Origin of the sequence: Clostridium sp. YIM B02551 (assembly GCF_022324735.1) — a bacterium.
GTDB lineage: Bacteria > Bacillota > Clostridia > Clostridiales > Clostridiaceae > Clostridium_T > Clostridium_T paridis.
This window is the reverse complement of sequence record NZ_JAKGTF010000008.1, coordinates 162,176-184,818: the sequence shown is the minus strand read 5'-3', so window position 1 is coordinate 184,818 and position 22,643 is coordinate 162,176. Positions and strand designations below refer to the sequence as shown.

Here is a 22,643-nt window from a genome sequence, read left to right as displayed (position 1 = left end):
TACTATTGATTTTTACGTTGATTTGTTGTAAATTATGGGTGAAAATGTTACCATTATATATTGATACATTTAGTCCATTAATTATTTATTTTTGTACTACTCATATATATTATTACTATCTATTTTTTTGGGGGGATTTAAATGGCTGCAACAATTTCTGATATTGCTAAAGCTGCCGGGGTTTCTTTAGCTACTGTTTCAAGGGTTCTTAATAATTCTGGTTACGTTAAATTAGAAACAAAAGAAAAAATACTAAAAATTATGAAGGATTATAACTATACTCCATCTGCAATTGCAAGAAGTTTATCTAAAAAACAGACTAATACTATAGGAGTGATAGTTCCAGACATAACCAACCCTTTCTATGGTGAAGTATTTAGAGGAATAAATAAAGTGGCAGAGAATAATAATTTTAATATAATTCTCTGTGATTCCCACGAGTCAATTCAGAAAGAAATTAGAAGTATTCAATCCTTAAGAGAGCATAGAATCCGTGGCTTATTAATTACACCAACCTCCTGTGAAGATGACCAAAATGTAGATTGTTTAAATGAATTAAACAACTTAGGTATTCCTGTTGTTTTAATAGATGGTCATCTAAAGCATTCAAATTTTTCTGGTGTTTTTGTAGACAACCTAGAAAGTAGTTATAATGCCGTGAATTCATTAATCAATGCAGGGCATACTAAAATTGCAATAATTACTGGGAGAATGAATTCAAAATCAGCTCAAGAACGTCTTGATGGTTACAAGAAAGCTTTAGAAGAAAATAATATTCAAGTAAATAATGAGTATATTTTTTATGGTGATTACACCCTTGAATCTGGATATAATTTAACAAATAAAATTTTAGAGTTACATAATGGACCTACTGCCATTTTCACTAGTTCTAACCAAATGACTATAGGTGCCATAAAATCTATTAGAGAAAAAAATTTATCTTTTCCTGAAGATATTGCGTTAATTTCCTTTGATAGAATAGATTTATTTAATATAATAGGATTAGATATTAGTTACATTGATGGTCCAACTACCGAACTTGGAGAAATAGGAATGAACTTACTTTTAAACTCTCTTAATTCAGATGATAAAGTAGACGTACAGACTATAACACTTAAATCTTCATTAGTACTTAAAGGATCAGAAAAATATTATAAAAAATAGATTTCAATTTTTATTCTAGAGAGTAATCCTCTCTAGAATATTTAACCCTTAAAGGTAAAGCGGTTACACTTAATGTATAATCAAATATTCATAGATTATACCCAATTATTATTTCGGAGGCGATATTATGATAAAAAGAGTAATTTGGATAGTTCTTGATAGTGTTGGAATGGGAGCTCTTCCTGATGCAGATAAGTATGGTGATGTTGGTTCAAATACTATAGGGAATGTTGCAAAATATAATGGTGGGTTAAAACTACCTAACATGGAATCCCTTGGTCTTGGATTAATTGATGGTATGGAAAACATAAACAAAGTTGAAAACCCTATAGGTTGTTATGGTAAATTACATGAAGCTTCAAACGGTAAAGATACTGTAACTGGTCATTGGGAAATGGTTGGAGTAAAAACTGAAGTTGCATTCCCTACATATCCTAATGGATTCCCTAAAGATTTAATAGAAGAATTCGAAGATAAAACTGGAAGAAAAGTAATAGGAAATAAAGTTGCTTCTGGAACTGAGATACTTGATGAATTAGGCGAAGAGCAATTAAAAACTGGTGCATTAATAGTATATACATCAGCTGACTCAGTATTTCAAATCGCAGCACATGAAGAATTAATTCCACTTGATGACTTATATAAATATTGTGAAATAGCTAGAGAAATGTTACATGGCGACCGTAAAGTAGCTCGTGTTATTGCTAGACCTTATATAGGCGAACCTGGCAATTTTAGCAGAACACCTAACAGAAAAGACTATGCATTAGTTCCACCACATGAAACTACTCTAGATATATTAAAGTCAGCAGGTATTCCTGTTATGGCAGTAGGAAAAATTGAGGATATTTTCTCTGGTAAAGGAATAACTCACGCAATTCATACTAAAGATAACATGGACGGAGTTGATAAAACTCTAGATTATATGAATGAAAGTACTTCCGGGCTTATATTTACTAACCTTGTTGATTTTGATTCTAAATGGGGTCATAGAAATAATGCAAAGGCTTATGGCGAGGGATTAGAATCATTTGACCAAAGACTAAAAGAAATAATAGGTAATATGAAGGAAGATGACGTATTATTTATAACTGCAGATCATGGATGCGATCCTACCTTCCCTGGAACAGATCACACAAGAGAATATGTACCATTTTTAGCATATGGGAAATCACTAAAAGAAGGTTATAACCTAGGAATTAAAATGGGCTTCTACAGTATGGGGCAAACTATATGTGAAATATTCAATACTGAAAAAATACAAAATGGTGAAAGTTTCCTTAAAGAAATATTGAAATAAAAATAAGGAGTGAAATAATGATTGATTTAAATATAAAAATAAAAGAAGCTGGTGACTTTATACTATCTAAGACAAAATACAAACCTGAAATTGCACTTATCTTAGGCTCAGGACTAGGTGCTATTGGGGATAAAATAGAAGATGCAGAATACTATAATTATAATGAAATACCGCATTTCCCTGTATCTACTGTAGAAGGTCATGCAGGAAGACTTGTTATTGGTAAACTTCAAGGAAAATCTGTTGTTGCAATGCAGGGACGTTTTCACTTTTATGAAGGATATAAAATGAATGAAGTAACTTTTCCTGTTAGAGTTATGAAACTTCTTGGGGTAGAGACACTAATCGTAACCAATGCTGCAGGAGCTGTTAATACCTCCTTTAAACCAGGAGATTTAATGCTAATATCAGATCATATTAATTTATCAGGTGATAATCCACTAATAGGCAGAAACTTAAATGACTTTGGTCCTAGATTCCCTGATATGTCCAATGCCTATGATAAAGACTTAAGAGAAAAAGCTAAAGACATAGCATCCTCATTAAACCTTACACTTAAAGAAGGTGTATATACTATGATGAGTGGTCCTACTTATGAAACACCTGCTGAAATAAGAATGATAAGAGTATTAGGTGGAGATGCTGCTGGTATGTCTACTGTTCCTGAAGTTATAATAGCAAAACATCAAGGAATGAAGGTACTAGGTATATCTTGCATGACAAATATGGCAGCTGGAATATTAGATCAACCATTAAGCCATGAAGAAGTTATGGAAACTTCAGAAAAAGTAAAGAACACATTTATTTCATTAATGAATAATATAATAAAATCTCTATAAAAGTGTTTAAAGTAAAAAAGAAGAGAAATATTAAACCTATATATTTCTCTTCTTTTTATATTTTATTTATAACTTTCAAATCAACTTTTTCTTAAAAACTACACAAACTGAACATCTGCCTTTTTTCTCGGTACAGTCCTTTCATATGTTACATTTGGATATCCAATTACTAGGACTGTAACAACCTTTTGTCCTTTCTCCATTTTCAAGAGACTTCTAAGTTTAGTACTTATATTTACTGCTCTAGTAAAAAATCCACTGTAAAATGTGCCGAGTCCTAAAGATTCTGCCATTAACTCCATATTAGAAGCGGCTAAAGATCCATTAACTTGATCTTTTGATACTACAACAATAACTGCTGGAGCATTTTTAAAATAGAATTCATCATCTATAGTAATTGATTTTACAATTGGTATAAATAATCCTAGAGGCTTTTTGAGTAATCTCAATAACTTTACTGCTTCCCTTTCAATTTCCTTATTCTTTTCTGTAATCACAATATATGAAACATCCTGCTTATTACTTGCAGTTGCTGTATACCGTCCTGCTTCAATTATCTGCATTAACTTTTCCTTTTCTACCGGAATATCTTTAAATTGCCTAATTGAGCGCCCGCCTTTTATTACCTTTAGTAGAGTATCACTATTAAGTTTGTCATCAGCACTTATAGGTAGAATTTCTTCTTCATATTGAGGTATTCTTACAGCATCTTTAGGACAAATAGCCACGCAGTGACCACATTTAAGACATTCATCTCTTCTTATAACAGCTTTATTATTTTCCATCACAATATTATATTCTGGGCAGTCTTTTACACACTTACTACAACCAATACATTTTTCTAAATCAATACTAACATCTGACTTCATATCCACTCTTATTCCCCTAACAATTTTAATTCTTATTTTTTATTATGTAATTTTTACTTCTAATCTTTAAAAATCATCTCTTCTATCAGGTGCATTCCTCATAATAGTATTGACATGATTAAAAAGTCTTATAATCTTATTTAACTCATTATCCCTTGCTTCTAGATAATAATAATTTTTTGTTCCTTCTCTTCTCACACTTATCATATTTGCATTCTTTAATACTTGTAAATGATGTGATACTGATGGTCTTGAAAGATTAGTCTTATGTGCAATATCTCCTACCCTTACCCCACTACAATCACTTAAAAGTAATGCACTTATAATTAACTGCCTTGTTTCATCACCAATTGCTATTAATGCCTTTTGGCATTCTTTAAATTCTTTTGATAGCTCTAATAGTTCATTAGATTCACTCATTATTAAGTTCCTTCCAGAAATAAATAGTTTTATTGGTTCATTAATTTAAGCCATTATAACATAGATTTCTTTAAAATGGTTTAATGGTAAAGAAAATCTAGATGAATGAAAAAAGGCCTATTTAAGCCTTTTTTATATTTTATTCCCACAATGTGGGCAGTATTCAAATTCTTCATTTACTTCCCTATTACAATGACTGCAGTACACTTTAACATCTCCCCTTTGCAATACCTTTAGATCCCAGTAAGTTATGTCTTCTCTATTTTCTTCTACAGCCTTACCTTTTTCTATTGATATTTCATAGATAGTATTACAATCTTTACATACTAGGTAGTATTTTACTCCCCATTTAAATAAGGGAATAAAAAAGAAATGAAACATATTAAATTGTTTATATAATATTAGCTCACCAGTCCTACATTCTTTGCATAAAGCTGATGTTATTCTTTTAATTTCTTTTTGCTTTGTTTCAATACCAAAAATACCGATAAAAAACATTCACTTCTCCTCCTTAACAAAGTATGTTAAAGAACTACAATATCTTTTGTTACTTTATTTAATACCTCTACTCCAGATTCTGTTACTAGAACTAAGTCCTCTATTCTAACCCCTACATCTCCAGATAGATATATTCCTGGTTCTACAGAGAAGATCATTCCTGATTCTAGCTTATCTTCATTAACAGCACTTACATTACCATAATCATGAACTTCTATTCCTATAGAATGTCCTGTTCTATGAGTAAAATACTTACCGTATCCAGCTGCTTCTATATGATTTCTTGCCGCATTATCTACATCACAAAATCTTCTACCCGGTTTAACAGCTTCCTCCCCCTTTAAATTTGCCTCTTTTACAATATTGTATACTTCTATTGCTTTACTTGAAGGTTCACCATAAAACACTGTTCTTGTCATATCTGAACAATAATGGTTATATAAACATCCAATATCTATAACCACCCCTTCACCTTTTTTTAGTAGTGATTTATCTGGTTCATGGTGTGGATCTGCCCCATTAGCTCCATAAGCTATTATAGGTGCAAAAGAATATCCTTCTGCTCCTTCTTTATCGTATAATTCTCCTAATAATGCTCCCATTTCTTTTTCAGTTTTTACTTCCCCTATGCTTCTCCAAATTTCTTTCATGGCTCTATCATTAATTTCACTAGCTTTTTTCATAAGCTCTATTTCTTCACTATCTTTTATCGCTCTAGCCTTATCAATTATTGGAGACCCATTTACAAATGCTTTTCCTGCTCCAAGTTCCATTAATCTTATTAAGAAATGAGCTTGCCAATTCTTATCTATTCCAAGTGGTTTTTCTTTATCAATAAATTTACTCAAAATAAGTATTGGATCTTCAGTATCCTTATACCATAAAATTTCTACACCTAAATCTTCTACTATTGGGAATAATTCATTAACTACTAGCTTAGGTTCATTCTTAGTTGATAAATAAAGAGCTATCATACGCTCCCCTACTTCAAACCATTTACCTGTTAAATAAAAAATAGCAGCTGAGGATGTAACTATCATTTGCTCTAAGCCTTCTGCTTCCATATCCCTTAATATCTTTTTAACTCTATCTACTTTCATTTCCTTCACTCCTACTAAATATAATTTTACATAACCTTATTATATCATTCTTATTTAACCAAAATGTAACTGATTTATCATATTATATAGTATTTACAATATTTAAAATTGAAAAGCATTGTAGTAATATATTAAATATAAAAATAAAACTGGAGGAAATACTATGAGAATAGCTGCAATATCAGATATACATGGCAATATATATGCATTAATGAGTGTTCTAGAAGATATAGATAGTGAAAATATCGATTTTATTATGTGTTTAGGAGATTTAGTAGGTTATGGTCCTCATCCAAATGAAGTTATTGCCTTAATTAGAAGAAAAAGAATTCCTTGCTTAAAGGGTAATTATGATGCTTCTGTTGTTGATAATGATTTTACTTATATTAGAGATACTTATATAAATTCTTTTGTGCTTCCATGGACTGTTAACGAGCTAAGGGCTTCAAATAAAGAATTTTTAAAAAGCCTTCCAAGTTCCATGACATTAGAATTTGAAGGTAAAAAAATAACCTTTGTTCACGGAAGTCCAAGAAAGATAAATGAATATTTATTGCAGGACTCAGAGGAAACAACTGAAGTTATGAAGGACTTCCAAGGCGATATCTTGGTAGCTGCCCATACTCATTTACCTGGATACAAGGAATTTAATGATAAATTATTTATAAATGATGGTTCTGTTGGAAAACCTATGCTTGGTAGACCTAATGCTACTTATGCAATAATTGATATACAAGGAAACTCAAAGCCTAAGGTTAATTTCAAAGAGGTTCCTTACGAATATAAAAGAATTATGAAGGATATGCAGCTGCTTAATTTTCCAACTAATCTTATAGATGGTTACGAAAGTGGTACCGAATAAGTCCAGCGACTTCTTGCAAATACTGGCTTTTTGTTGTAAAATCTCATTATGACTTATATGCAATTATTAGTAATATAACTTTTAGCTGTGTATATAACGGTTTTAAATAAATTATAAATTTCGGATTAAATTTAAAAAGTTTAAGGAGGATATCTATGAGTAACAACATTTTAGTAAAATCTCTTTATAGAGAACAAAAAGATTTTGCTAACAAAGAGATTAAAATTAGTGGATGGATTAGGACTTTAAGAGCTTCTAATGCCTTCGGATTTATTGAATTAAATGATGGTTCTTTCTTTAAGAACGTACAAATAGTTTTAGATGCTAATAAATTAGAAAACTTTAAAGACATTTCTAAGTTACCTATTAGTTCATCTATATCTGTTATAGGTACTTTAGTTGAGACACCTGATGCAAAACAACCTTTTGAAATCCAAGCAAATCAAATTATAGTTGAAGGAATGTCTTCCTCTGACTACCCACTTCAAAAGAAAAGACATACTTTTGAGTATTTAAGAACAATTGCTCACTTAAGACCTAGAAGCAATGCATTTTCTGCAGTTTTTAGAGTTCGTTCTGTTGCAGCTTATGCTATACACAAGTTCTTCCAAGAAAAAGGATTTGTTTATACACATACTCCAATTTTAACTGGATCTGATGCTGAAGGTGCTGGAGAAATGTTTAGAGTTACTACTTTAGACCTTAATAACATTCCTAAAACTGAGGAAGGTAAGATTGATTATTCAGAGGATTTCTTTGGTAAAGAAACAAATCTTACTGTTTCAGGTCAATTAAATGGTGAATCTTTTGCATTAGCATTTAGAAACATTTACACTTTCGGACCTACTTTTAGAGCTGAAAATTCTAATACTGCTAGACATGCAGCAGAATTCTGGATGATAGAGCCTGAAATATCTTTTGCTGATCTTAAAGATGATATGGAACTAGCAGAAGACATGTTAAAGTTTGTTATTAACTATGTTATGGAAGAATGTCCTGAAGAATTAGAATTCTTTAATCAATTTATAGATAAAGGTCTTTTAGAAAGACTTAACCATGTTGTAACTTCAGATTTTGGTAAGGTTACTTACACTGAAGCTGTTGAGCTTCTACAAAAATCTGGTAAGAAGTTTGAATATCCAGTAGAATGGGGAATAGATCTTCAAACAGAACATGAAAGATATTTAACTGAAGAAATATTTAAGAGACCTGTATTTGTAACTGATTATCCAAAAGATATCAAAGCTTTCTATATGAGACTTAACGAAGATGGAAAAACTGTTGCTGCAATGGACTGTTTAGTTCCAGGAATAGGGGAAATTATCGGTGGTTCTCAAAGAGAAGAAAGACTTGATGTATTAAAGAAAAAGATGGCTGAATTAAACTTAAACGAAGAAGATTACTGGTGGTACCTAGAATTAAGAAAATATGGTGAAACACCTCACTCTGGTTTCGGTTTAGGTTTTGAAAGATTAATCATGTATATAACTGGAATGACAAACATAAGAGACGTTATACCATTCCCAAGAACTACAGGTCAATCAGACTTTTAATAAAAAACTCCAGTAGCTTAGCTCTACTGGAGTTTTTATATTTTATATTAAATTATAAATTTTCATAGCCTTTTCTATTCCATCCTCGAATATATCAGAAGTTATATAATCAGCTACCACTTTTAATTCTTCTACTGCGTTCCCCATAGCTATTCCTGTATTAACCCTCTTAATCATCTCAATATCATTGTGACCATCCCCAAAGGCATAGGTATTGTCCATAGGAATCTTTAAGTATTCTGAGATATATTTAATGGCATCTGCTTTACCCCATTCTTTAAGCGAAACATCTGCAGACATGTTGGGTCCATGAGGATTAAAAATCAAGCTTTCTTTAAAGTATTCTCTGCATTTTTTCAATGCCACCTCATCCTTATAAAATATATCTAGTGAACTTGCCTTGATATTGTCCATATTCCACGTCTCTAATATATAGGATTGTCCTTTAAATTGAGAATTATATCTTTTTATTCTGTCTTCATCCATATTATAGGAATAGCCATGGAAAGCATCATTAAAGATACAGGATATACCAAGTTCATCAAAAGCTTTTTTTAAGTACTCTATCATGTCTTTAGATAAGGTTCTCTCAAATACCACCTTATCTCCAATCATTATTTGTGTTCCATTAGCTGATATATATCCATCAAACATATCTGTTCCAAACTTCTCAAGAATAAACCTTATTTGTCTTCCACTGCAAATAAAAGCTAGATTTCCTCTTTCCCTGAATTCTTTTATAGCTCTTTTTGTACTTTCAGGCATCACTAGACTTGTTCCATTAAATCCAATTAGAGTTCCGTCTATATCAAAAAATGCTATATTCTTTCTCATAAAATTCCCTCTTCCTTATACCCTATTAAAACATATCTTTTTTCTTTAAGATTAACGCTGCTACAACACATAGGAAAACAATAAACCCAACTACAGATATAAGACCTACTGGGCTTTCTGAAAATGGATTTCCTCCAACATTCATTCCAAATATTCCTGAAATCATGTTAGGAATAGACATAACTATAGTTACAGCCGCTAATACCTTCATTACGATATTTAAGTTATTTGCAATTACTGATGCGAAGGCATCCATCGTGCCTGCTAGTATATCACTATATATTCCCGCCATCTCTATAGCTTGCTTATTTTCTATAATAACATCTTCTAATACATCATTATCCTCAGGATATTTCTGCATAATAGACATTTTCATCATTTTTTCTAAGGTTATTTCATTTGATTTAAGTGACGTTGAGAAATATACCAAAGATTTTTCTAGTGATAACATTTGAATCAATTCTTTATTCTTCATTGATTTATGAAGTTTCTTCTCTATCATTAAACTCTTCTTATCTATTTGTCTTAAGTATAGAAGATAGTAGGTTGCTATTTTACTTAATATTTGTAATATAAATCTTGATCTTTTGAAGGTATAAAAACCTCTTATTTCACCTTTAGCAAAATCAGTTAATATTTTTGAATTTTTTAAACATACTGTTATGATTTCTTTTTCAGTATGTATTATTGCTAAAGGATAAGTATCATAAGTTAATGAGTTGTCCTCCATTTCAGTAAATGGAATATCCACTATAACCAATATATTATTATCTATAATATCAATTCTTGAAGTTTCTTCATCATCTAAAGGAGCCTTTAAAAATTCCAGAGGTACCCCGGTCTTCTTTGCTAGTAATATTATTTCTTGTTCCGTAGGGGCCACAACATTTACCCAACATCCAGCTTCAATATTTTCTATAGTCTTTAATGTAAGATCTGTTTCACTTGTAGTTTTATAAATATTTATCATATTATTACCTCCTTCTTAGCATCCCTTAACTATTATATCAGCAAACAAATATAAATAATAGTAATTAAATCTGAGCAAAAAATTAAAGGACTTGGTTCCCCAAATCCTTTAATTATATATTTTATTATTTAGCTCTTCTCTTTAAAAGTTCATATAAAGTTCTTAAAGGTTCTCCAGTTCCGCCCTTTGGAGAATAATCTCTAGCTGAATCATTCCAAGCAGTTCCCGCAATATCCAAGTGCATCCATGGTTTATCTTCTACAAACTCTCCAATGAATAACCCAGCAGTTATTGTTCCTGCATGTCTTCCACCAGTATTTTTTAAATCTGCTATATCTGATTTAATCAATTTTTTATATTCTGGAAAACTTGGAAGCTGCCATACTCTTTCTCCAGAGTATTCTGATGCTGCACTAAGTTCTCCATAGAACTCGTTATTATTTGTTATTACTGCTGTTGTTGTAGTTCCTAAAGCAACTAAGGCTGCACCTGTTAGTGTCGCAACATCAATTACTTCATTAACTCCTTCTTTTCTGATTATGTATGTAACTGCATCAGCAAGAGTAAGTCTTCCTTCTGCATCTGTGTTTATAACTTCTATCTTTTTTCCTGCCATAGATCCTATAATATCTCCAGGTTTATATGCATCACCTGATATCATGTTTTCACAAGCTGCTACAACTGCTATTGCATTAGTCTTTAGCTTTCTTCTAGCTATAGATACCATTGTTCCAATTACTGCAGCTGCTCCTCCCATGTCAGATTTCATAGTTTCCATTCCACTACTTGGCTTTAGGGAATATCCACCTGAGTCATATGTAAGTCCTTTTCCAACTAAGCCTAAAACTTTATCCTTATTACTATCATCGCCATAATATCTCATTACAATTAACTTAGGACTGTTTTTAGCTCCTCTTGCAACTGTTAAAAATGCTTCCATTCCTAACGCTTTAATCTCTTCATCTTCTTTTACTTCTACTTTAAAACCATATGTATCACCTAAGTCTTTAACCTTTTCAGCCAAGGTTCCAGGATATAGAGCATTTGCAGGTTCATTAACTAAATCTCTAGCAACTTCTACTGCTTCAACTAAAACTTTTCCCTCTTCTATAGCTTCATTAATACTATTAGTTTCTTCTTCGCTAATATCTCTTCCACCTAAGGAGAAAGTTAATTCAATTGGCTCTTCCTTACTTTTATATTTCTCAAAGCTGTATGCACCTAGTCCTAATCCTTCTACAATTGCTTTTGCTGTTTCATAATAATTTAATTTTGAGTTTTCTGGAATCTTAATAAATATTCTTTTATCCTTTAACTCCTTTGCCTTTCTTACTGCTTTAGATAAAGCTACTCTAATAGCTTCACTTGAAAGTTCTTCTTCTTTACCAAGACCTGTAATTATTGCATCTTGAAGATTTCCACCTAAGTCTCTTATAAAACTTATTACTTCTCCTTTAGCCCCTTTAAACTGTCCCTTTGCTTTTATTAAATCTAAGAATCTATTAGTTTCCTCATTTGGCACTTCAACCTTTCCTTCAAATAAAGGTATTATAACTGCATCTGCTTCAGAACAAGGAAACTTTTTGTAGTTTATGTCCATATTTATCACCTCTTAATAGTTACTATCAATTAATAATTTAAATATACCATAATCTTCATAAATATACTATTACTAATGATACATAATAAAGATTAGAAAACATTTATCTTTTAGTGGTATAATAAACTTAAATATCTACCTTTGTAGGAGCATAAATTTATGAAGAAATTGATTAATCGTTTTATTAAAATAATAATAACTTCATTATTACTACTTATAGGTTTTTCTTATCTTACGAATTTATTCATTTCTATTTCTTATGAAGACAAATTTAAAGATGAAAAATTTCTAGAATTAAATAATTATAAAATTAGGTATACAGATGCAGGAAGTGGCGCACCTATAATCCTTATTCATGATTTTTTAGGAAGTTCTAATGACTTTTATTCAATTAAGAATGAACTTGCAAAAAATCATAGAGTTATTACTATAGATTTACCTGGTTTTGGTCTTTCATCAAAAGACTCAAAGCAAGAATATACATATACTTCATTTAGTGAAGTCGTACTTAATGTAGCTAATGCATTATCAATAAGTAAATTTTCAGTGCTAGGACATGGAATGGGAGGAGCTGTTGCAATAAACCTATCCTTAACTCATTCAGATAGAATTAATTCTTTAATTTTAGTTAATCCCATAATACAAGCTGGTAAAAAACAGCCGCCTGTGCCTTCAGTAATTAAGAAGGAAACATACATAAACTATTACATACAAGGCGCAAGCTTTTCTAAAAAATTTATTAAAAACAGCAACATGGATATGGATTACTTTAGAGAAGATTACTATTTTAATAGGACTATTCCAGCTCAAACCCTTAGTAAACTACTTACTACTAAGAATACAGGAATTCCTATGGATAAAATAAAGACCATACCTAATAAGACTTTGCTCTTATTTAGTTCAAATGATACATCAGTGCCAGTTTCACTAGGTATGGACTTAAATAGCAATATAGCTAATAGTAAGCTTGTAGTCTTTAATAATTGCGGTCATTATCCATTTATCGAAGCAAAGGATTTGTTTTTAAAGGAAGTTAATAATTTTTAAGATAAAAAGAAGAGAGTTTCATTAAAAACTCTCTTCTTTATTTAAATTTCAACTAAAATAACTTTTCCCTCTTTTAAACTCTCTGGAACATTGATAATCCTTTGGTTTGATGATCCTCTAAACCTAAGTCCATCTTCCTTTTTATCTATTTCAAATCTTCCATCAACTAAAGCATCAATATTATTAATTAGCTCTTTCCAGCTTTCTCTTTCCTCTATATGACTTAATATATATTCAAAAGTATATCCTGTATAACTCCAAATATTTAATCCAAACTTTTTAAACTCCTTAGCCATGTAAGAGAACTTATCAGCTTGTTCAAATGGATCTCCACCAGAGAAAGTTATTCCCTTTATCATTGGATTTTCCTTAACATCTAGTATAAGTTCATCCATATCTCTAAGTTCTCCACCATTAAAATCATGGGTGTCTGGGTTAAAACATTCCTTGCAATTATGTAAACATCCTTGGGAGAAGAAAACTCTTCTAATGCCAGGGCCATTAACTAATGACTCATATGCAATTCCTGATAATCTAATATTTTTATCCATGTGTTATTCACTCCAACTTCCTAATATTCTATTATTTAATTTTATCATAAATTTATATAGAAAAAAGAAGAGTGTAAAATTAACTTTTTTTCACACTCCCTTGAAGATTTTTCTTAAATCTTTTGCTCTATATGTTTATCTAGTTCTACCGTCTGATTACTTATCTTCTCCACACCATCTAGGGTGTATTTAAATCTTATATCTATTGCTTTGTCTACCTTTATCTTTTCTGGAAAAACCCTTGAATCCCCTAACTCATCCACTGAAGCTTCATACTCCTGATTATGTTCAAATCCAAACATGGAACTTTTTATGATTTTTCCATCCTGATATATTTCCATCGAAATATCACTAATCTTTTCTTTTAAAGAACCTCTTTTCTCAATTTTATAACTTTTAGGTATATAATATTTATTCTTAAATGTAACTAAAGTAAAATCTCTAACTATAAAATCATCAGCTATTACATCAAAATTATATTTAACTACTGTATAAGTTCTCAAATTAAAATACATGGTAATCACCACTATTATAAGTGTATATAATATAACTAGTATAAATTTTGATTTCTTTCCCATAGTTACTCCACCTTTTATTTTCCATATATTACAATTTTACCACAGGTATTTTTATAGTGTCTATATTAACTTAATTACAATAGAAAAAGAACCTAGATTTCTCTAGGTCCTTTCTAAATCTTAAAGCACAGCTTCAAGTCTAGTTCTTATTTCTTTTATAAAATCTTCAGTATTTACTACTTTAATATCTTTTATTGAAGAAAGACTTGCTAAATCTTTTGTCATCGCACCTTCTTCTATTGTTTGAATAGATGCTTTTTCTAGCTTATCTGCAAAAGTTATAAGCTCAGGGATATTATCTAATTCCCCTCTTTTTCTTAAAGCTCCTGTCCATGCAAATAAGGTTGCCATAGAGTTAGTTGAAGTTTCTTTTCCTTTTAAGTGATTGTAGTAATGTCTTTGTACTGTTCCGTGAGCTGCTTCATATTCATAGAAACCTTCTGGTGAAACAAGTACTGAAGTCATCATAGCTAATGAACCAAAGGCTGTTGCTACCATGTCACTCATTACATCTCCATCATAGTTCTTACATGCCCATATAAAGCCACCTTCTGATTTAACTACTCTCGCTACTGCATCATCTATTAGTGTATAGAAGAATTCTATACCAGCTTCATCAAATTTAGCTTTATATTCCTCTTCAAATATTTCTTCAAATATATCCTTAAACGTATGATCGTATTTTTTAGATATTGTATCCTTTGATGCAAACCACAAATCTTCTTTTCTATCTAATGCATAGTTAAAGCATGCTCTTGCAAAGCTTTCTATAGATTTATTTGTATTATGCATTCCTTGAAGAACTCCTGGTCCATCAAATGTATGGATTACTTGCTTTTCAACTTCTCCATTTTCTGAAGTAAATACTAATTCAGCAGTTCCTTTTCCAGGAACCTTTATTTCAACATTTTTATAAACATCGCCATATGCATGTCTTGCTATTGTTATAGGTTTTTTCCATGTTCTAACGAAAGGTTCAATAGAATCTACTATTATAGGACTTCTGAATACTGTCCCATCTAATATAGCCCTTATAGTTCCATTTGGACTCTTCCACATTTCTTTTAGATTATATTCCTTAACTCTTGCTGCATTTGGAGTTATAGTAGCACATTTTACTCCAACACCATACTTTTTAATAGCCTCAGATGCTTCAGTTGTAACTTTATCATCTGTTTCATTTCTATATTCTAAACCTAAATCATAGTACTCTGTTTTTAAATCTATAAATGGAAGTAGTAACTCATCCTTAATCATCTTCCATATTATTCTTGTCATTTCGTCTCCATCCATTTCAACTAATGGAGTTTTCATTGCTATTTTCACCATTTGTATAGTCCCCCAATTCTTTGTATTATGCATTAATCTTTACGTAGTTTAATCTTCCACCTGCATTTATTACTTCTATTTCTTTTTCAGTTAATTCTACATTTACCTTGAAGGTATAGTTTCCTGTTTTATTTACAACTTCTAATACTCCAGAATTAAGAGCTTCTTTAATATCAGAAATAACTAACTCATCAAAATGATTTATCTTATCATAGTCTTCTTCATTAACAAAAGTCATAGGAACTATTCCATTATTAATTAAGTTAGCCTTATGAATTCTAGCAAAACTCTTAGCTATAACACCTTTAACTCCTAGGTATAGTGGTGCAAGTGCAGCATGTTCTCTTGATGAACCTTGACCGTAGTTACTGCCTCCAACTATAAATCCACCGTTATTTTCCTTTGCATACTTAGGGAAATTTTCATCTACTGTATTGAAACAGTAATCTGCTAAGTAAGGAATATTAGATCTATATGGTAGTAATTTAGAATTTGATGGCATGATATGATCAGTTGTAATATTGTCTCCAACCTTTAATATAGCTTTCCCTTCTAATGAATCCCCAAGTGGATTATTAACTGGGAATGGTTTTATATTAGGTCCTCTCTTTATTTCAACTTTGCTTCCATCTACTGCTGGAGCAATTATCATACTATCATCAATTAAGAATCTTTCTGGTAATTCAACCTTTATATCAATATTTAGTTCAGTTGGATCAGTTAAATATCCATTTATAGCTGATACAGCTGCTGTTTCTGGTGATACTAAATAAACTTTTGCTGATAGGGTTCCACTTCTTCCATAGAAATTTCTATTAAAGGTTCTTAAGGAAACTGCATCAGTTCCTGGCGCTTGCCCCATACCTATGCAAGGACCACAAGAATTTTCAAGTATTCTAGCTCCTGCACTTATAATATCTGCAAGGGCTCCGTTTCTAGACAACATCTCCATAACTTGTCTTGAGCCTGGCGCAATTACTAAGCTAACTTCTGGATGTACTTTTTTACCTTTAAGGATTTTAGATACTTTCATTAAATCCTCATATGATGAATTAGTACAACTTCCTATAGCAACTTGATCAACTTTTATTTTTCCTATTGATTTAATTTCTTCAACATTATCTGGTGAATGTGGCTTAGCTGCAAGTGGCTTAAGCTCAGATAAATCTATAGTAATTTCTTCATCATATACTGCATCTACATCTGGTTTGAATTCTATCCAATCTTCTTCTCTTCCTTGAGCTTTAAAATACTCAAGAGTTCTTTCATCACTTGGGAATATTGAAGTTGTAGCTCCAAGTTCAGCTCCCATATTTGTTATAGTAGCTCTTTCTGGAACTGAAAGAGTCTTAACCCCTTCTCCTGCATATTCAAATACTTTTCCAACTCCACCTTTTACAGTAAGCCTTCTTAATACTTCAAGAATTATATCCTTTGCTGCTACCATAGGCTTTAATTCACCTATAAGATTAATCTTGCAAACCTTAGGAGTATTAATATAATAAGCTCCTCCGCCCATTGCTAAAGCAACATCTAATCCACCTGCTCCCATTGCAAGCATTCCAACTCCTCCTGCTGTAGGTGTATGTGAATCTGATCCTGTTAAAGTTTCACCTGGTGTTGAGAATCTTTCTAAGAAGACTTGGTGACATATACCGTTTCCTGGTTTTGAAAAATATACTCCATATTTAGATGCTACTGTTTGAATAAATGCATGATCATCAGCATTCTCAAAGCCTTGTTGCAGCATATTATGATCAATAAAAGCAACACTTCTTTTAGTTTTTACTCTATCTATCCCCATAGCTTCTAATTGAAGATATGCCATTGTACCTGTTGAATCTTGCGTAAGGGTTTGGTCTATTTTAATACCTATTGGTTCTCCTACTACAAGTTCTCCTTCTACTAAATGTGATTTTAATATTTTATAAACTAAATTTTCGCCCATCTTTCTTCCCCCTTGCTTATTGCTTGTTTATTCTCTTATAATCTCTATAAAGCTGAACTATTTCTTTGTCAAAAAGGCTTCTCTTAAGGTTAACAGAGACTTCCCTAACTTTAGCTAAAAGCCACTCTGCAGCCTGACTATCTAGTTCTTCCCCATACTCCTTAAACTTATTTACTATGCTAGCTCTTCCAGAATGCTTACCTATTACTAATTGTCTTTGCAGACCAACTTCATCTGGTGAAAAAGCTTCATAGTTTTTAGGATTTTTTATTGCCCCATCTGCATGAATTCCTGATTCATGAGCAAACATATTTGTACCAACTATAGCCTTCCATATAGGAAGCTCTCTTCCTGAAGCTCTAGATACATATTCAGATAACTCTCTAAACATTTTAGTATCTGCATTAACTTCATATCCATAAACATGTTTAAGAGCCATTAACACCTCTTCTAGTGCAGCATTTCCAGCTCTCTCACCTAACCCATTTACCGTAACACCTACATGAGTCGCTCCCCCTAATATTCCTGCAATAGCATTTGCTGTGGCCATACCAAAATCATTATGGGTGTGCATTTCTATATCAAAATTTGTATTATCTCTTAAATCTTTAATGATACTATTAATTTTAAATGGTTCCATTATTCCAACAGTATCACAATATCTAAATCTATCGGCACCTGCCTTTTTAGCTTCTGTTATAAACTGTACAAGGAAATCTCTATCAGCTCTTGAGGAGTCTTCACCATTAACAGATATATATACTCCATTTTTCTTTGCATACTCTACAGCTTTTACCATGCTTTCTAAAACCCATTCTCTTGAGGTTTTAAGCTTATGCTCAATATGGATATCTGATACTGATATTGAAATAGCAACAGCATCAACACCACAATCAATAGATTGCTCTATATCTGAAACTACAGCTCTATTCCAAGCCATTATTGAAGCTTTTAAACCTCTTTTTGCGATAGTTTTTATAGCAGCTTTTTCATCTCCACCCATAGTAGGAATTCCAACTTCAAGCTGATCTACACCTAATTCATCAAGTAGTTCTGCTATAGCTACCTTTTCATGATTTGAAAAAACTACACCTGCAGTTTGTTCTCCATCACGTAAAGTAGTATCTACTATAGTAATCTCTTTACCTGTTTTTAAATCTTTAATAGACATTCTGATCCCCCTTTTTACTTTTTCTAAACCCCAACTTACACTCTTTGTCAAATTGTCATCACTTATGCAATAGATAAGCCTTTACAATTCAATATACTCAATTTTATCACAACAAAAAAATAATAACAAGATTTTTTATACACCTTTGTATTCTTGTGTTTTCAAGCTTTAGAGCCTAGATTCCTTTAAAATTCCCTATTCCTAACATTTTTTACTTTTTGCAAGTTCAAAAAAATATCTTTCACCTTCTTTGTAACAGCTCACTACAAAAAACATCATTTTTAAACATATTTTTATATTATAAGGTAATAAATTATTGTATTTTTCACTGAAAATTAAAAAAGAAAACCTTCCTAATAAATTAGGAAGGTTTTAAAAGTATTATACACACTTATAGTTCTTATTATGTTTTTCAGTATGAGTGATTCTATCTTCTCTCTCCTGATATTTTCCTGGGCCAAATCTTTCATCTAAGCTTAGGTATCCAGTTACTCTTGATACTCCTTGGATATCTGAACTTCCGCAGCTTGTGCATTTGCTCTCATTGCTATGAAGATATGTTCCACAAGTTCTGCAGTATCTTATGTGGAAATTTATTCCCAAGTAGCTTATATTGGTATTCTTATATGCATAATTAAGAATATCCATTATAGCCTCTCCATTTGGACAATCATCTACTTCAAGATAACTTATATGTCCAGCATTGCAAAGCTTATGGTAAGGAGCTTCTATTTCAATTTTAGTTTTTATAGATATAGGTTGACTTACTGGTACATGATAGCTATTTGTATAGTACTCTTTATCAGTTACACCTTTTACTTTACCAAACATCTTCTGATCTTGTTTAATAAACTTACCGCTAAGTCCTTCTGCTGGTGTAGCGTAACAACTCCAGTTTAATTTAGTTTCTTCTATAAATCTATCACATTTCTCTCTTAAATAAGTTACTATTTTAACTCCTAATTCTCTAGCTTCTTCACTTTCTCCATGATGCTTACCAATTAATGCAACTAGTGTTTCCGCTAATCCTATAAATCCTATGCCCCATGTACCTTGCTTTAATATAGGTTCAATGGAATCATTTTGATCTAACCCTTCTGCACCTTTCATTAAATGTTGTCCAGCAACAAAAGGCAAATCCTTAACTCTTAATTGTTTTAATACACCATATCTATGAAGTAATGATTCTTTTGCTAGTTCTATTCTTGAGTCAAAAATTTCAAAGAATTTATTAATATCACCTTTAGCAAGGAGACCTATTCTTGGTAAGTTTATTGTGGTTGGAGCAATATTTCCTCTTCCCTTACAACCAGGTTCCCCATTTACATTTTTCATTAGATATGTTCTACATCCCATCGTAGCAGGCATGTATCCTTTATCATAGTATTCCTTATTAAAGTCAGCATCTATATTCATAAATGTTGGGTTCATTCTCTTTGCAGCAACTCTGCATGCTAATTTATATAAATAATGGTAAGGATCTTTTGGCTCTCTATTTACCCCTTCCTTAACTCTAAAAATTATGTTAGGGAATATAGGCTGTTCTCCTCTACCAAGTCCTTTTTCATATTCTAGTAAGAAGGCTTCACATACTAGTGCAGCTTCCTTCGAATGAGGAATTCCTAAGTTTATTGAAGAAAATGGTACTTGTGATCCAGCTCTTGAATGCATTGTATTAAGATTATAAACTACTCCTTGCATTGCTTGATGAACTCTTTCAACAAGTTTTCTCTCTATAGTTTCTTCTAACTTTTCTCCTTCTAAGCCATATGATACAAGCTCTTCTTTAATTTCCTCTCTTGTTGGCTCAATGAATATAGCCATATCATTATCAAAGTCTGGATGAGACTGTCCACCAAACATATCATTTTGAGTAGATTGTAATAATATACAAGAAAGTTCTGCTGCTGTTTCAATTCTTCTAGGCTTATTTATCGTACCATATCCAGTATTGAAACCCTTTTCAAGCATTTCCTTTGTAGGAATATGTAGACAATTTGTTGTCAAGTTGTACGAATCTAAATCATGGTAATATACATCTCCATTTTCGTGAGCTTTTGCTAGATGCTTTGGCATTGATGCTAAGTTGTGCCATTTGTTCGACTCAGATGCAATTCTTAGTAGCTTTGAAGAAAAATTATTCCCTACATTAGCATTATCTCTATCTGTCTCTACACCTATTTTTTTAATCGCAGTCATTAGATCTGATTTTATTTCTCTAACCTTTGTTCTTTCATCTCTGTAGGCTGAATAATTACCTGCAATTTCATTTAATCCACTATCTTTTAGTGCTCTAACCACAAGATTTTGGATTTCCTCTACCGTAACTCTCTCTTGTTCTGACATTTCTATGTAGGTTATAACCTTCTGTACTAAGTCAATAACTTGCCCTTCTCTTAAGTGACTTCCAGCTTCCTCTGCCGCACGTTTAATTGCATTAGAAATTTTCTCTGAGTTAAATTTTGTTTCTCTACCGTCTCTTTTCACAACATCTAGCATGTCGCATACCTCCATAACACCATATATTGTACTTTGATTATTATATATTAGGAAATTTTTATTATCAATCTTCAAATTTCTCCTTTAAAGGTTATAGCATTTAATATATCCTTTTTACTCCTATTTTTAAGTTTTTTTAAAGGTTTTTGACCTTTGACTTTTATAAAAAAATCGTCAAGGCGATTATGAGCTGTCGATTTTTTTCTCGCATCTGCCTTTCCAAGCGCATGCGAGGAAAATTTGGCAGGCGACTAATTCTATTTTTTACTCTTTATGGGAGTATAGTGAATCCTTAGATTATAGTTTAAGTTTGTATTTTTTCCCATAATCTTAAAGCATTACCAATTCACTAAGAGTAAAAAAGCTTTAATCCCTCAAAAACTTAATAAAAATCAGTAATTTATCCGTTACTATTCTTAATATAATTTATGTAGATACTGCTATAAGGAGATATTTATGATAAAAAAATTTTTTCCCCTAATATTATGTTCGTTGTTATTACTCGTAGGATGTTCAAAACCCTCAAACACCCAATTAGATGAAAATACAGATTCTTCTCCTGTAAGTAAATCTGAAGTTACACAAGTAAGTTCTTATACCGGAGAAGATACTTCCCAAGAAGCACTAAATAATTTCCCCTTTATGGTTATCGTAGAAAATTCTACCGCCTCAAGGCCTCAAAGTGGATTAAATTCTGCTGACATTGTCTATGAAACCATGGCAGAAGGCGGAATACCAAGGTTTATAGCCCTTTTTCAAAAAAATTTACCTGCAAAAATTGGTCCTGTAAGAAGTGCTCGTGCATATTTTATTTCAATTGCAAAATCACTAAATCTACCTTTTGCTCATTGCGGAGGAAGTGAAGAAGCTCTCTCTCTTATATCAGAGGATAAATCTTATATGAGCATTAATGAAATGTTTAATAGAAATTTCTTTTGGAGAGATAATGAAAGAAAAGCACCTCATAATTTATATACTTCTGGAGAAAATATAGAAAAGTACATTAAAAGTAAAAACCTAACTTACACCCCTAATAAGTTCATGGCATTTAATAATAATTACTGGAGTAATCCTTCTCTTCAGGATCTTAATGCACTTAATCTCGTGCTAAATAAAAGCTATTCTACAAGTTATAATTATAAGGATGGTTTTTATGAGAAGTATATGGATGGGAAACCAGCTTTAGATATGAATACTAATAGTATCCTTAAGTTTAAAAACATAGTTATTCAAAAGACCGAAATAACTTTATCAAAGGATATGATTCACCTAAACATACGACTAACTGGTACTGGAAATGCCTTTGTATTATCAAATGGCAAAATATTAAATGGATATTGGAAACAAGATAATAATAGAACTGTACTTTATGATAATAAAAACAATGAGATTCCTCTATCTTCTGGAAATACAATTTGGCATATAGTTGCAAATGATGTCAGCATCAATTAAACATTATAAGAAGTATGAAGTCCTCTCTCCTAAACAATAATTGAGAGGATTTCCTTCTA

At 31.5% G+C, this 22,643-nt stretch carries 20 protein-coding genes; 7 read left to right on the top strand and 13 right to left on the bottom strand.

Going from position 1 to position 22,643, the window contains the following annotated elements:
• Positions 1-141: 141 nt before the first annotated feature.
• From L1S47_RS11395 to L1S47_RS11385, 3 genes are all read left to right on the top strand, one after another.
• Entirely contained in the window at positions 142-1,164 is a 1,023-nt protein-coding gene (locus L1S47_RS11395; protein WP_202766033.1) for a LacI family DNA-binding transcriptional regulator, read from the top strand.
• A gap of 127 nt (positions 1,165-1,291) precedes the next feature.
• Positions 1,292-2,464, top strand: coding sequence for a phosphopentomutase (locus tag L1S47_RS11390; RefSeq protein ID WP_238883671.1), 1,173 nt, complete (start codon positions 1,292-1,294; stop codon positions 2,462-2,464).
• Between the two features lie 20 nt (positions 2,465-2,484).
• Entirely contained in the window at positions 2,485-3,303 is an 819-nt protein-coding gene (locus L1S47_RS11385; protein ID WP_238883705.1) for a purine-nucleoside phosphorylase, read from the top strand.
• Between the two features lie 98 nt (positions 3,304-3,401).
• On the opposite strand, the gene L1S47_RS11380 is transcribed toward L1S47_RS11385, so the two are convergent.
• The 4 genes from L1S47_RS11380 to L1S47_RS11365 all read right to left on the bottom strand — a co-directional run bounded on the left by L1S47_RS11380 (position 3,402) and on the right by L1S47_RS11365 (position 6,190).
• Entirely contained in the window at positions 3,402-4,172 is a 771-nt protein-coding gene (locus L1S47_RS11380) for a nitroreductase family protein (protein WP_238883704.1), read from the bottom strand.
• A gap of 66 nt (positions 4,173-4,238) precedes the next feature.
• Positions 4,239-4,592: a helix-turn-helix transcriptional regulator gene (locus tag L1S47_RS11375; RefSeq protein WP_238883670.1), complete on the bottom strand. Its 354-nt coding sequence runs from the start codon at positions 4,590-4,592 to the stop codon at positions 4,239-4,241.
• A gap of 132 nt (positions 4,593-4,724) precedes the next feature.
• Positions 4,725-5,090, bottom strand: coding sequence for a zinc ribbon domain-containing protein (locus tag L1S47_RS11370; RefSeq protein WP_238883669.1), 366 nt, complete (start codon positions 5,088-5,090; stop codon positions 4,725-4,727).
• A gap of 26 nt (positions 5,091-5,116) precedes the next feature.
• Complete coding sequence (locus L1S47_RS11365; RefSeq protein WP_238883668.1) at positions 5,117-6,190, bottom strand: Xaa-Pro peptidase family protein; 1,074 nt, start codon at positions 6,188-6,190, stop codon at positions 5,117-5,119.
• 163 nt (positions 6,191-6,353) lie between these two features.
• Between L1S47_RS11365 and L1S47_RS11360 the strand changes: the two genes are divergently transcribed.
• Both L1S47_RS11360 and asnS read left to right on the top strand, forming a co-directional pair.
• Positions 6,354-7,052, top strand: a complete 699-nt coding sequence (locus L1S47_RS11360; RefSeq protein WP_238883667.1) for a metallophosphoesterase — start codon at positions 6,354-6,356, stop codon at positions 7,050-7,052.
• 155 nt (positions 7,053-7,207) lie between these two features.
• On the top strand, positions 7,208-8,605 hold the full coding sequence (asnS, locus tag L1S47_RS11355; RefSeq protein ID WP_238883666.1) for an asparagine--tRNA ligase: 1,398 nt from the start codon (positions 7,208-7,210) through the stop codon (positions 8,603-8,605).
• Positions 8,606-8,647: 42 nt separating this feature from the next.
• Here the strand turns inward: asnS and L1S47_RS11350 are convergent, their stop codons facing one another.
• The 3 genes from L1S47_RS11350 to L1S47_RS11340 form a co-directional block, all read right to left on the bottom strand.
• The gene (locus L1S47_RS11350; RefSeq protein ID WP_238883665.1) at positions 8,648-9,439 is read right to left on the bottom strand and encodes an HAD family hydrolase; all 792 of its coding nucleotides are present in this window, start codon (positions 9,437-9,439) and stop codon (positions 8,648-8,650) included.
• Positions 9,440-9,464: 25 nt separating this feature from the next.
• Complete coding sequence (locus L1S47_RS11345; RefSeq protein ID WP_238883664.1) at positions 9,465-10,409, bottom strand: magnesium transporter CorA family protein; 945 nt, start codon at positions 10,407-10,409, stop codon at positions 9,465-9,467.
• Positions 10,410-10,533: 124 nt separating this feature from the next.
• Positions 10,534-12,009: a leucyl aminopeptidase gene (locus L1S47_RS11340; RefSeq protein ID WP_238883663.1), complete on the bottom strand. Its 1,476-nt coding sequence runs from the start codon at positions 12,007-12,009 to the stop codon at positions 10,534-10,536.
• A 159-nt stretch (positions 12,010-12,168) separates the two neighbouring features.
• On the opposite strand from L1S47_RS11340, the gene L1S47_RS11335 reads away from it, so the two are divergent.
• Positions 12,169-13,056: an alpha/beta fold hydrolase gene (locus L1S47_RS11335; RefSeq protein WP_238883662.1), complete on the top strand. Its 888-nt coding sequence runs from the start codon at positions 12,169-12,171 to the stop codon at positions 13,054-13,056.
• A gap of 41 nt (positions 13,057-13,097) precedes the next feature.
• On the opposite strand, the gene nrdG is transcribed toward L1S47_RS11335, so the two are convergent.
• The 6 genes from nrdG to L1S47_RS11305 all read right to left on the bottom strand — a co-directional run bounded on the left by nrdG (position 13,098) and on the right by L1S47_RS11305 (position 21,132).
• Positions 13,098-13,607, bottom strand: a complete 510-nt coding sequence (gene nrdG / locus L1S47_RS11330) for an anaerobic ribonucleoside-triphosphate reductase activating protein (RefSeq protein ID WP_238883661.1) — start codon at positions 13,605-13,607, stop codon at positions 13,098-13,100.
• A 113-nt stretch (positions 13,608-13,720) separates the two neighbouring features.
• The gene (locus L1S47_RS11325; RefSeq protein ID WP_238883660.1) at positions 13,721-14,185 is read right to left on the bottom strand and encodes a hypothetical protein; all 465 of its coding nucleotides are present in this window, start codon (positions 14,183-14,185) and stop codon (positions 13,721-13,723) included.
• Between the two features lie 120 nt (positions 14,186-14,305).
• Positions 14,306-15,514 carry an NADP-dependent isocitrate dehydrogenase gene (locus L1S47_RS11320; RefSeq protein ID WP_238883659.1) on the bottom strand — a complete coding sequence of 403 codons (1,209 nt, stop codon included), beginning with the start codon at positions 15,512-15,514 and terminating at the stop codon, positions 14,306-14,308.
• Positions 15,515-15,539: 25 nt separating this feature from the next.
• Positions 15,540-17,462, bottom strand: coding sequence for an aconitate hydratase (locus L1S47_RS11315; RefSeq protein WP_238883658.1), 1,923 nt, complete (start codon positions 17,460-17,462; stop codon positions 15,540-15,542).
• A 16-nt stretch (positions 17,463-17,478) separates the two neighbouring features.
• A complete protein-coding gene (gene nifV, locus L1S47_RS11310) occupies positions 17,479-18,633 on the bottom strand; it encodes a homocitrate synthase (RefSeq protein ID WP_238883657.1) in 1,155 nt (384 codons plus the stop codon).
• A 381-nt stretch (positions 18,634-19,014) separates the two neighbouring features.
• On the bottom strand, positions 19,015-21,132 hold the full coding sequence (locus L1S47_RS11305) for an anaerobic ribonucleoside triphosphate reductase (protein ID WP_238883656.1): 2,118 nt from the start codon (positions 21,130-21,132) through the stop codon (positions 19,015-19,017).
• Positions 21,133-21,588: 456 nt separating this feature from the next.
• On the opposite strand from L1S47_RS11305, the gene L1S47_RS11300 reads away from it, so the two are divergent.
• A complete protein-coding gene (locus tag L1S47_RS11300) occupies positions 21,589-22,584 on the top strand; it encodes a DUF3048 domain-containing protein (protein WP_238883655.1) in 996 nt (331 codons plus the stop codon).
• The last annotated feature ends 59 nt before the right edge of the window (positions 22,585-22,643 follow it).

Excerpts from the sequence above, each read along its gene's own strand:
- L1S47_RS11395 (WP_202766033.1), top strand. The coding sequence starts at position 142 with ATGGCTGCAACAATTTCTGATATTGCTAAAGCTGCCGGGGTTTCTTTA.
- L1S47_RS11390 (WP_238883671.1), top strand. The coding sequence starts at position 1,292 with ATGATAAAAAGAGTAATTTGGATAGTTCTTGATAGTGTTGGAATGGGA.
- L1S47_RS11380 (WP_238883704.1), bottom strand. The coding sequence starts at position 4,172 with ATGAAGTCAGATGTTAGTATTGATTTAGAAAAATGTATTGGTTGTAGT.
- L1S47_RS11375 (WP_238883670.1), bottom strand. The coding sequence starts at position 4,592 with ATGAGTGAATCTAATGAACTATTAGAGCTATCAAAAGAATTTAAAGAA.
- L1S47_RS11370 (WP_238883669.1), bottom strand. The coding sequence starts at position 5,090 with ATGTTTTTTATCGGTATTTTTGGTATTGAAACAAAGCAAAAAGAAATT.
- L1S47_RS11365 (WP_238883668.1), bottom strand. The coding sequence starts at position 6,190 with ATGAAAGTAGATAGAGTTAAAAAGATATTAAGGGATATGGAAGCAGAA.
- L1S47_RS11360 (WP_238883667.1), top strand. The coding sequence starts at position 6,354 with ATGAGAATAGCTGCAATATCAGATATACATGGCAATATATATGCATTA.
- asnS (WP_238883666.1), top strand. The coding sequence starts at position 7,208 with ATGAGTAACAACATTTTAGTAAAATCTCTTTATAGAGAACAAAAAGAT.
- L1S47_RS11350 (WP_238883665.1), bottom strand. The coding sequence starts at position 9,439 with ATGAGAAAGAATATAGCATTTTTTGATATAGACGGAACTCTAATTGGA.
- L1S47_RS11345 (WP_238883664.1), bottom strand. The coding sequence starts at position 10,409 with ATGATAAATATTTATAAAACTACAAGTGAAACAGATCTTACATTAAAG.
- L1S47_RS11340 (WP_238883663.1), bottom strand. The coding sequence starts at position 12,009 with ATGGACATAAACTACAAAAAGTTTCCTTGTTCTGAAGCAGATGCAGTT.
- L1S47_RS11335 (WP_238883662.1), top strand. The coding sequence starts at position 12,169 with ATGAAGAAATTGATTAATCGTTTTATTAAAATAATAATAACTTCATTA.
- nrdG (WP_238883661.1), bottom strand. The coding sequence starts at position 13,607 with ATGGATAAAAATATTAGATTATCAGGAATTGCATATGAGTCATTAGTT.
- L1S47_RS11325 (WP_238883660.1), bottom strand. The coding sequence starts at position 14,185 with ATGGGAAAGAAATCAAAATTTATACTAGTTATATTATATACACTTATA.
- L1S47_RS11320 (WP_238883659.1), bottom strand. The coding sequence starts at position 15,514 with ATGGTGAAAATAGCAATGAAAACTCCATTAGTTGAAATGGATGGAGAC.
- L1S47_RS11315 (WP_238883658.1), bottom strand. The coding sequence starts at position 17,462 with ATGGGCGAAAATTTAGTTTATAAAATATTAAAATCACATTTAGTAGAA.
- nifV (WP_238883657.1), bottom strand. The coding sequence starts at position 18,633 with ATGTCTATTAAAGATTTAAAAACAGGTAAAGAGATTACTATAGTAGAT.
- L1S47_RS11305 (WP_238883656.1), bottom strand. The coding sequence starts at position 21,132 with ATGCTAGATGTTGTGAAAAGAGACGGTAGAGAAACAAAATTTAACTCA.
- L1S47_RS11300 (WP_238883655.1), top strand. The coding sequence starts at position 21,589 with ATGATAAAAAAATTTTTTCCCCTAATATTATGTTCGTTGTTATTACTC.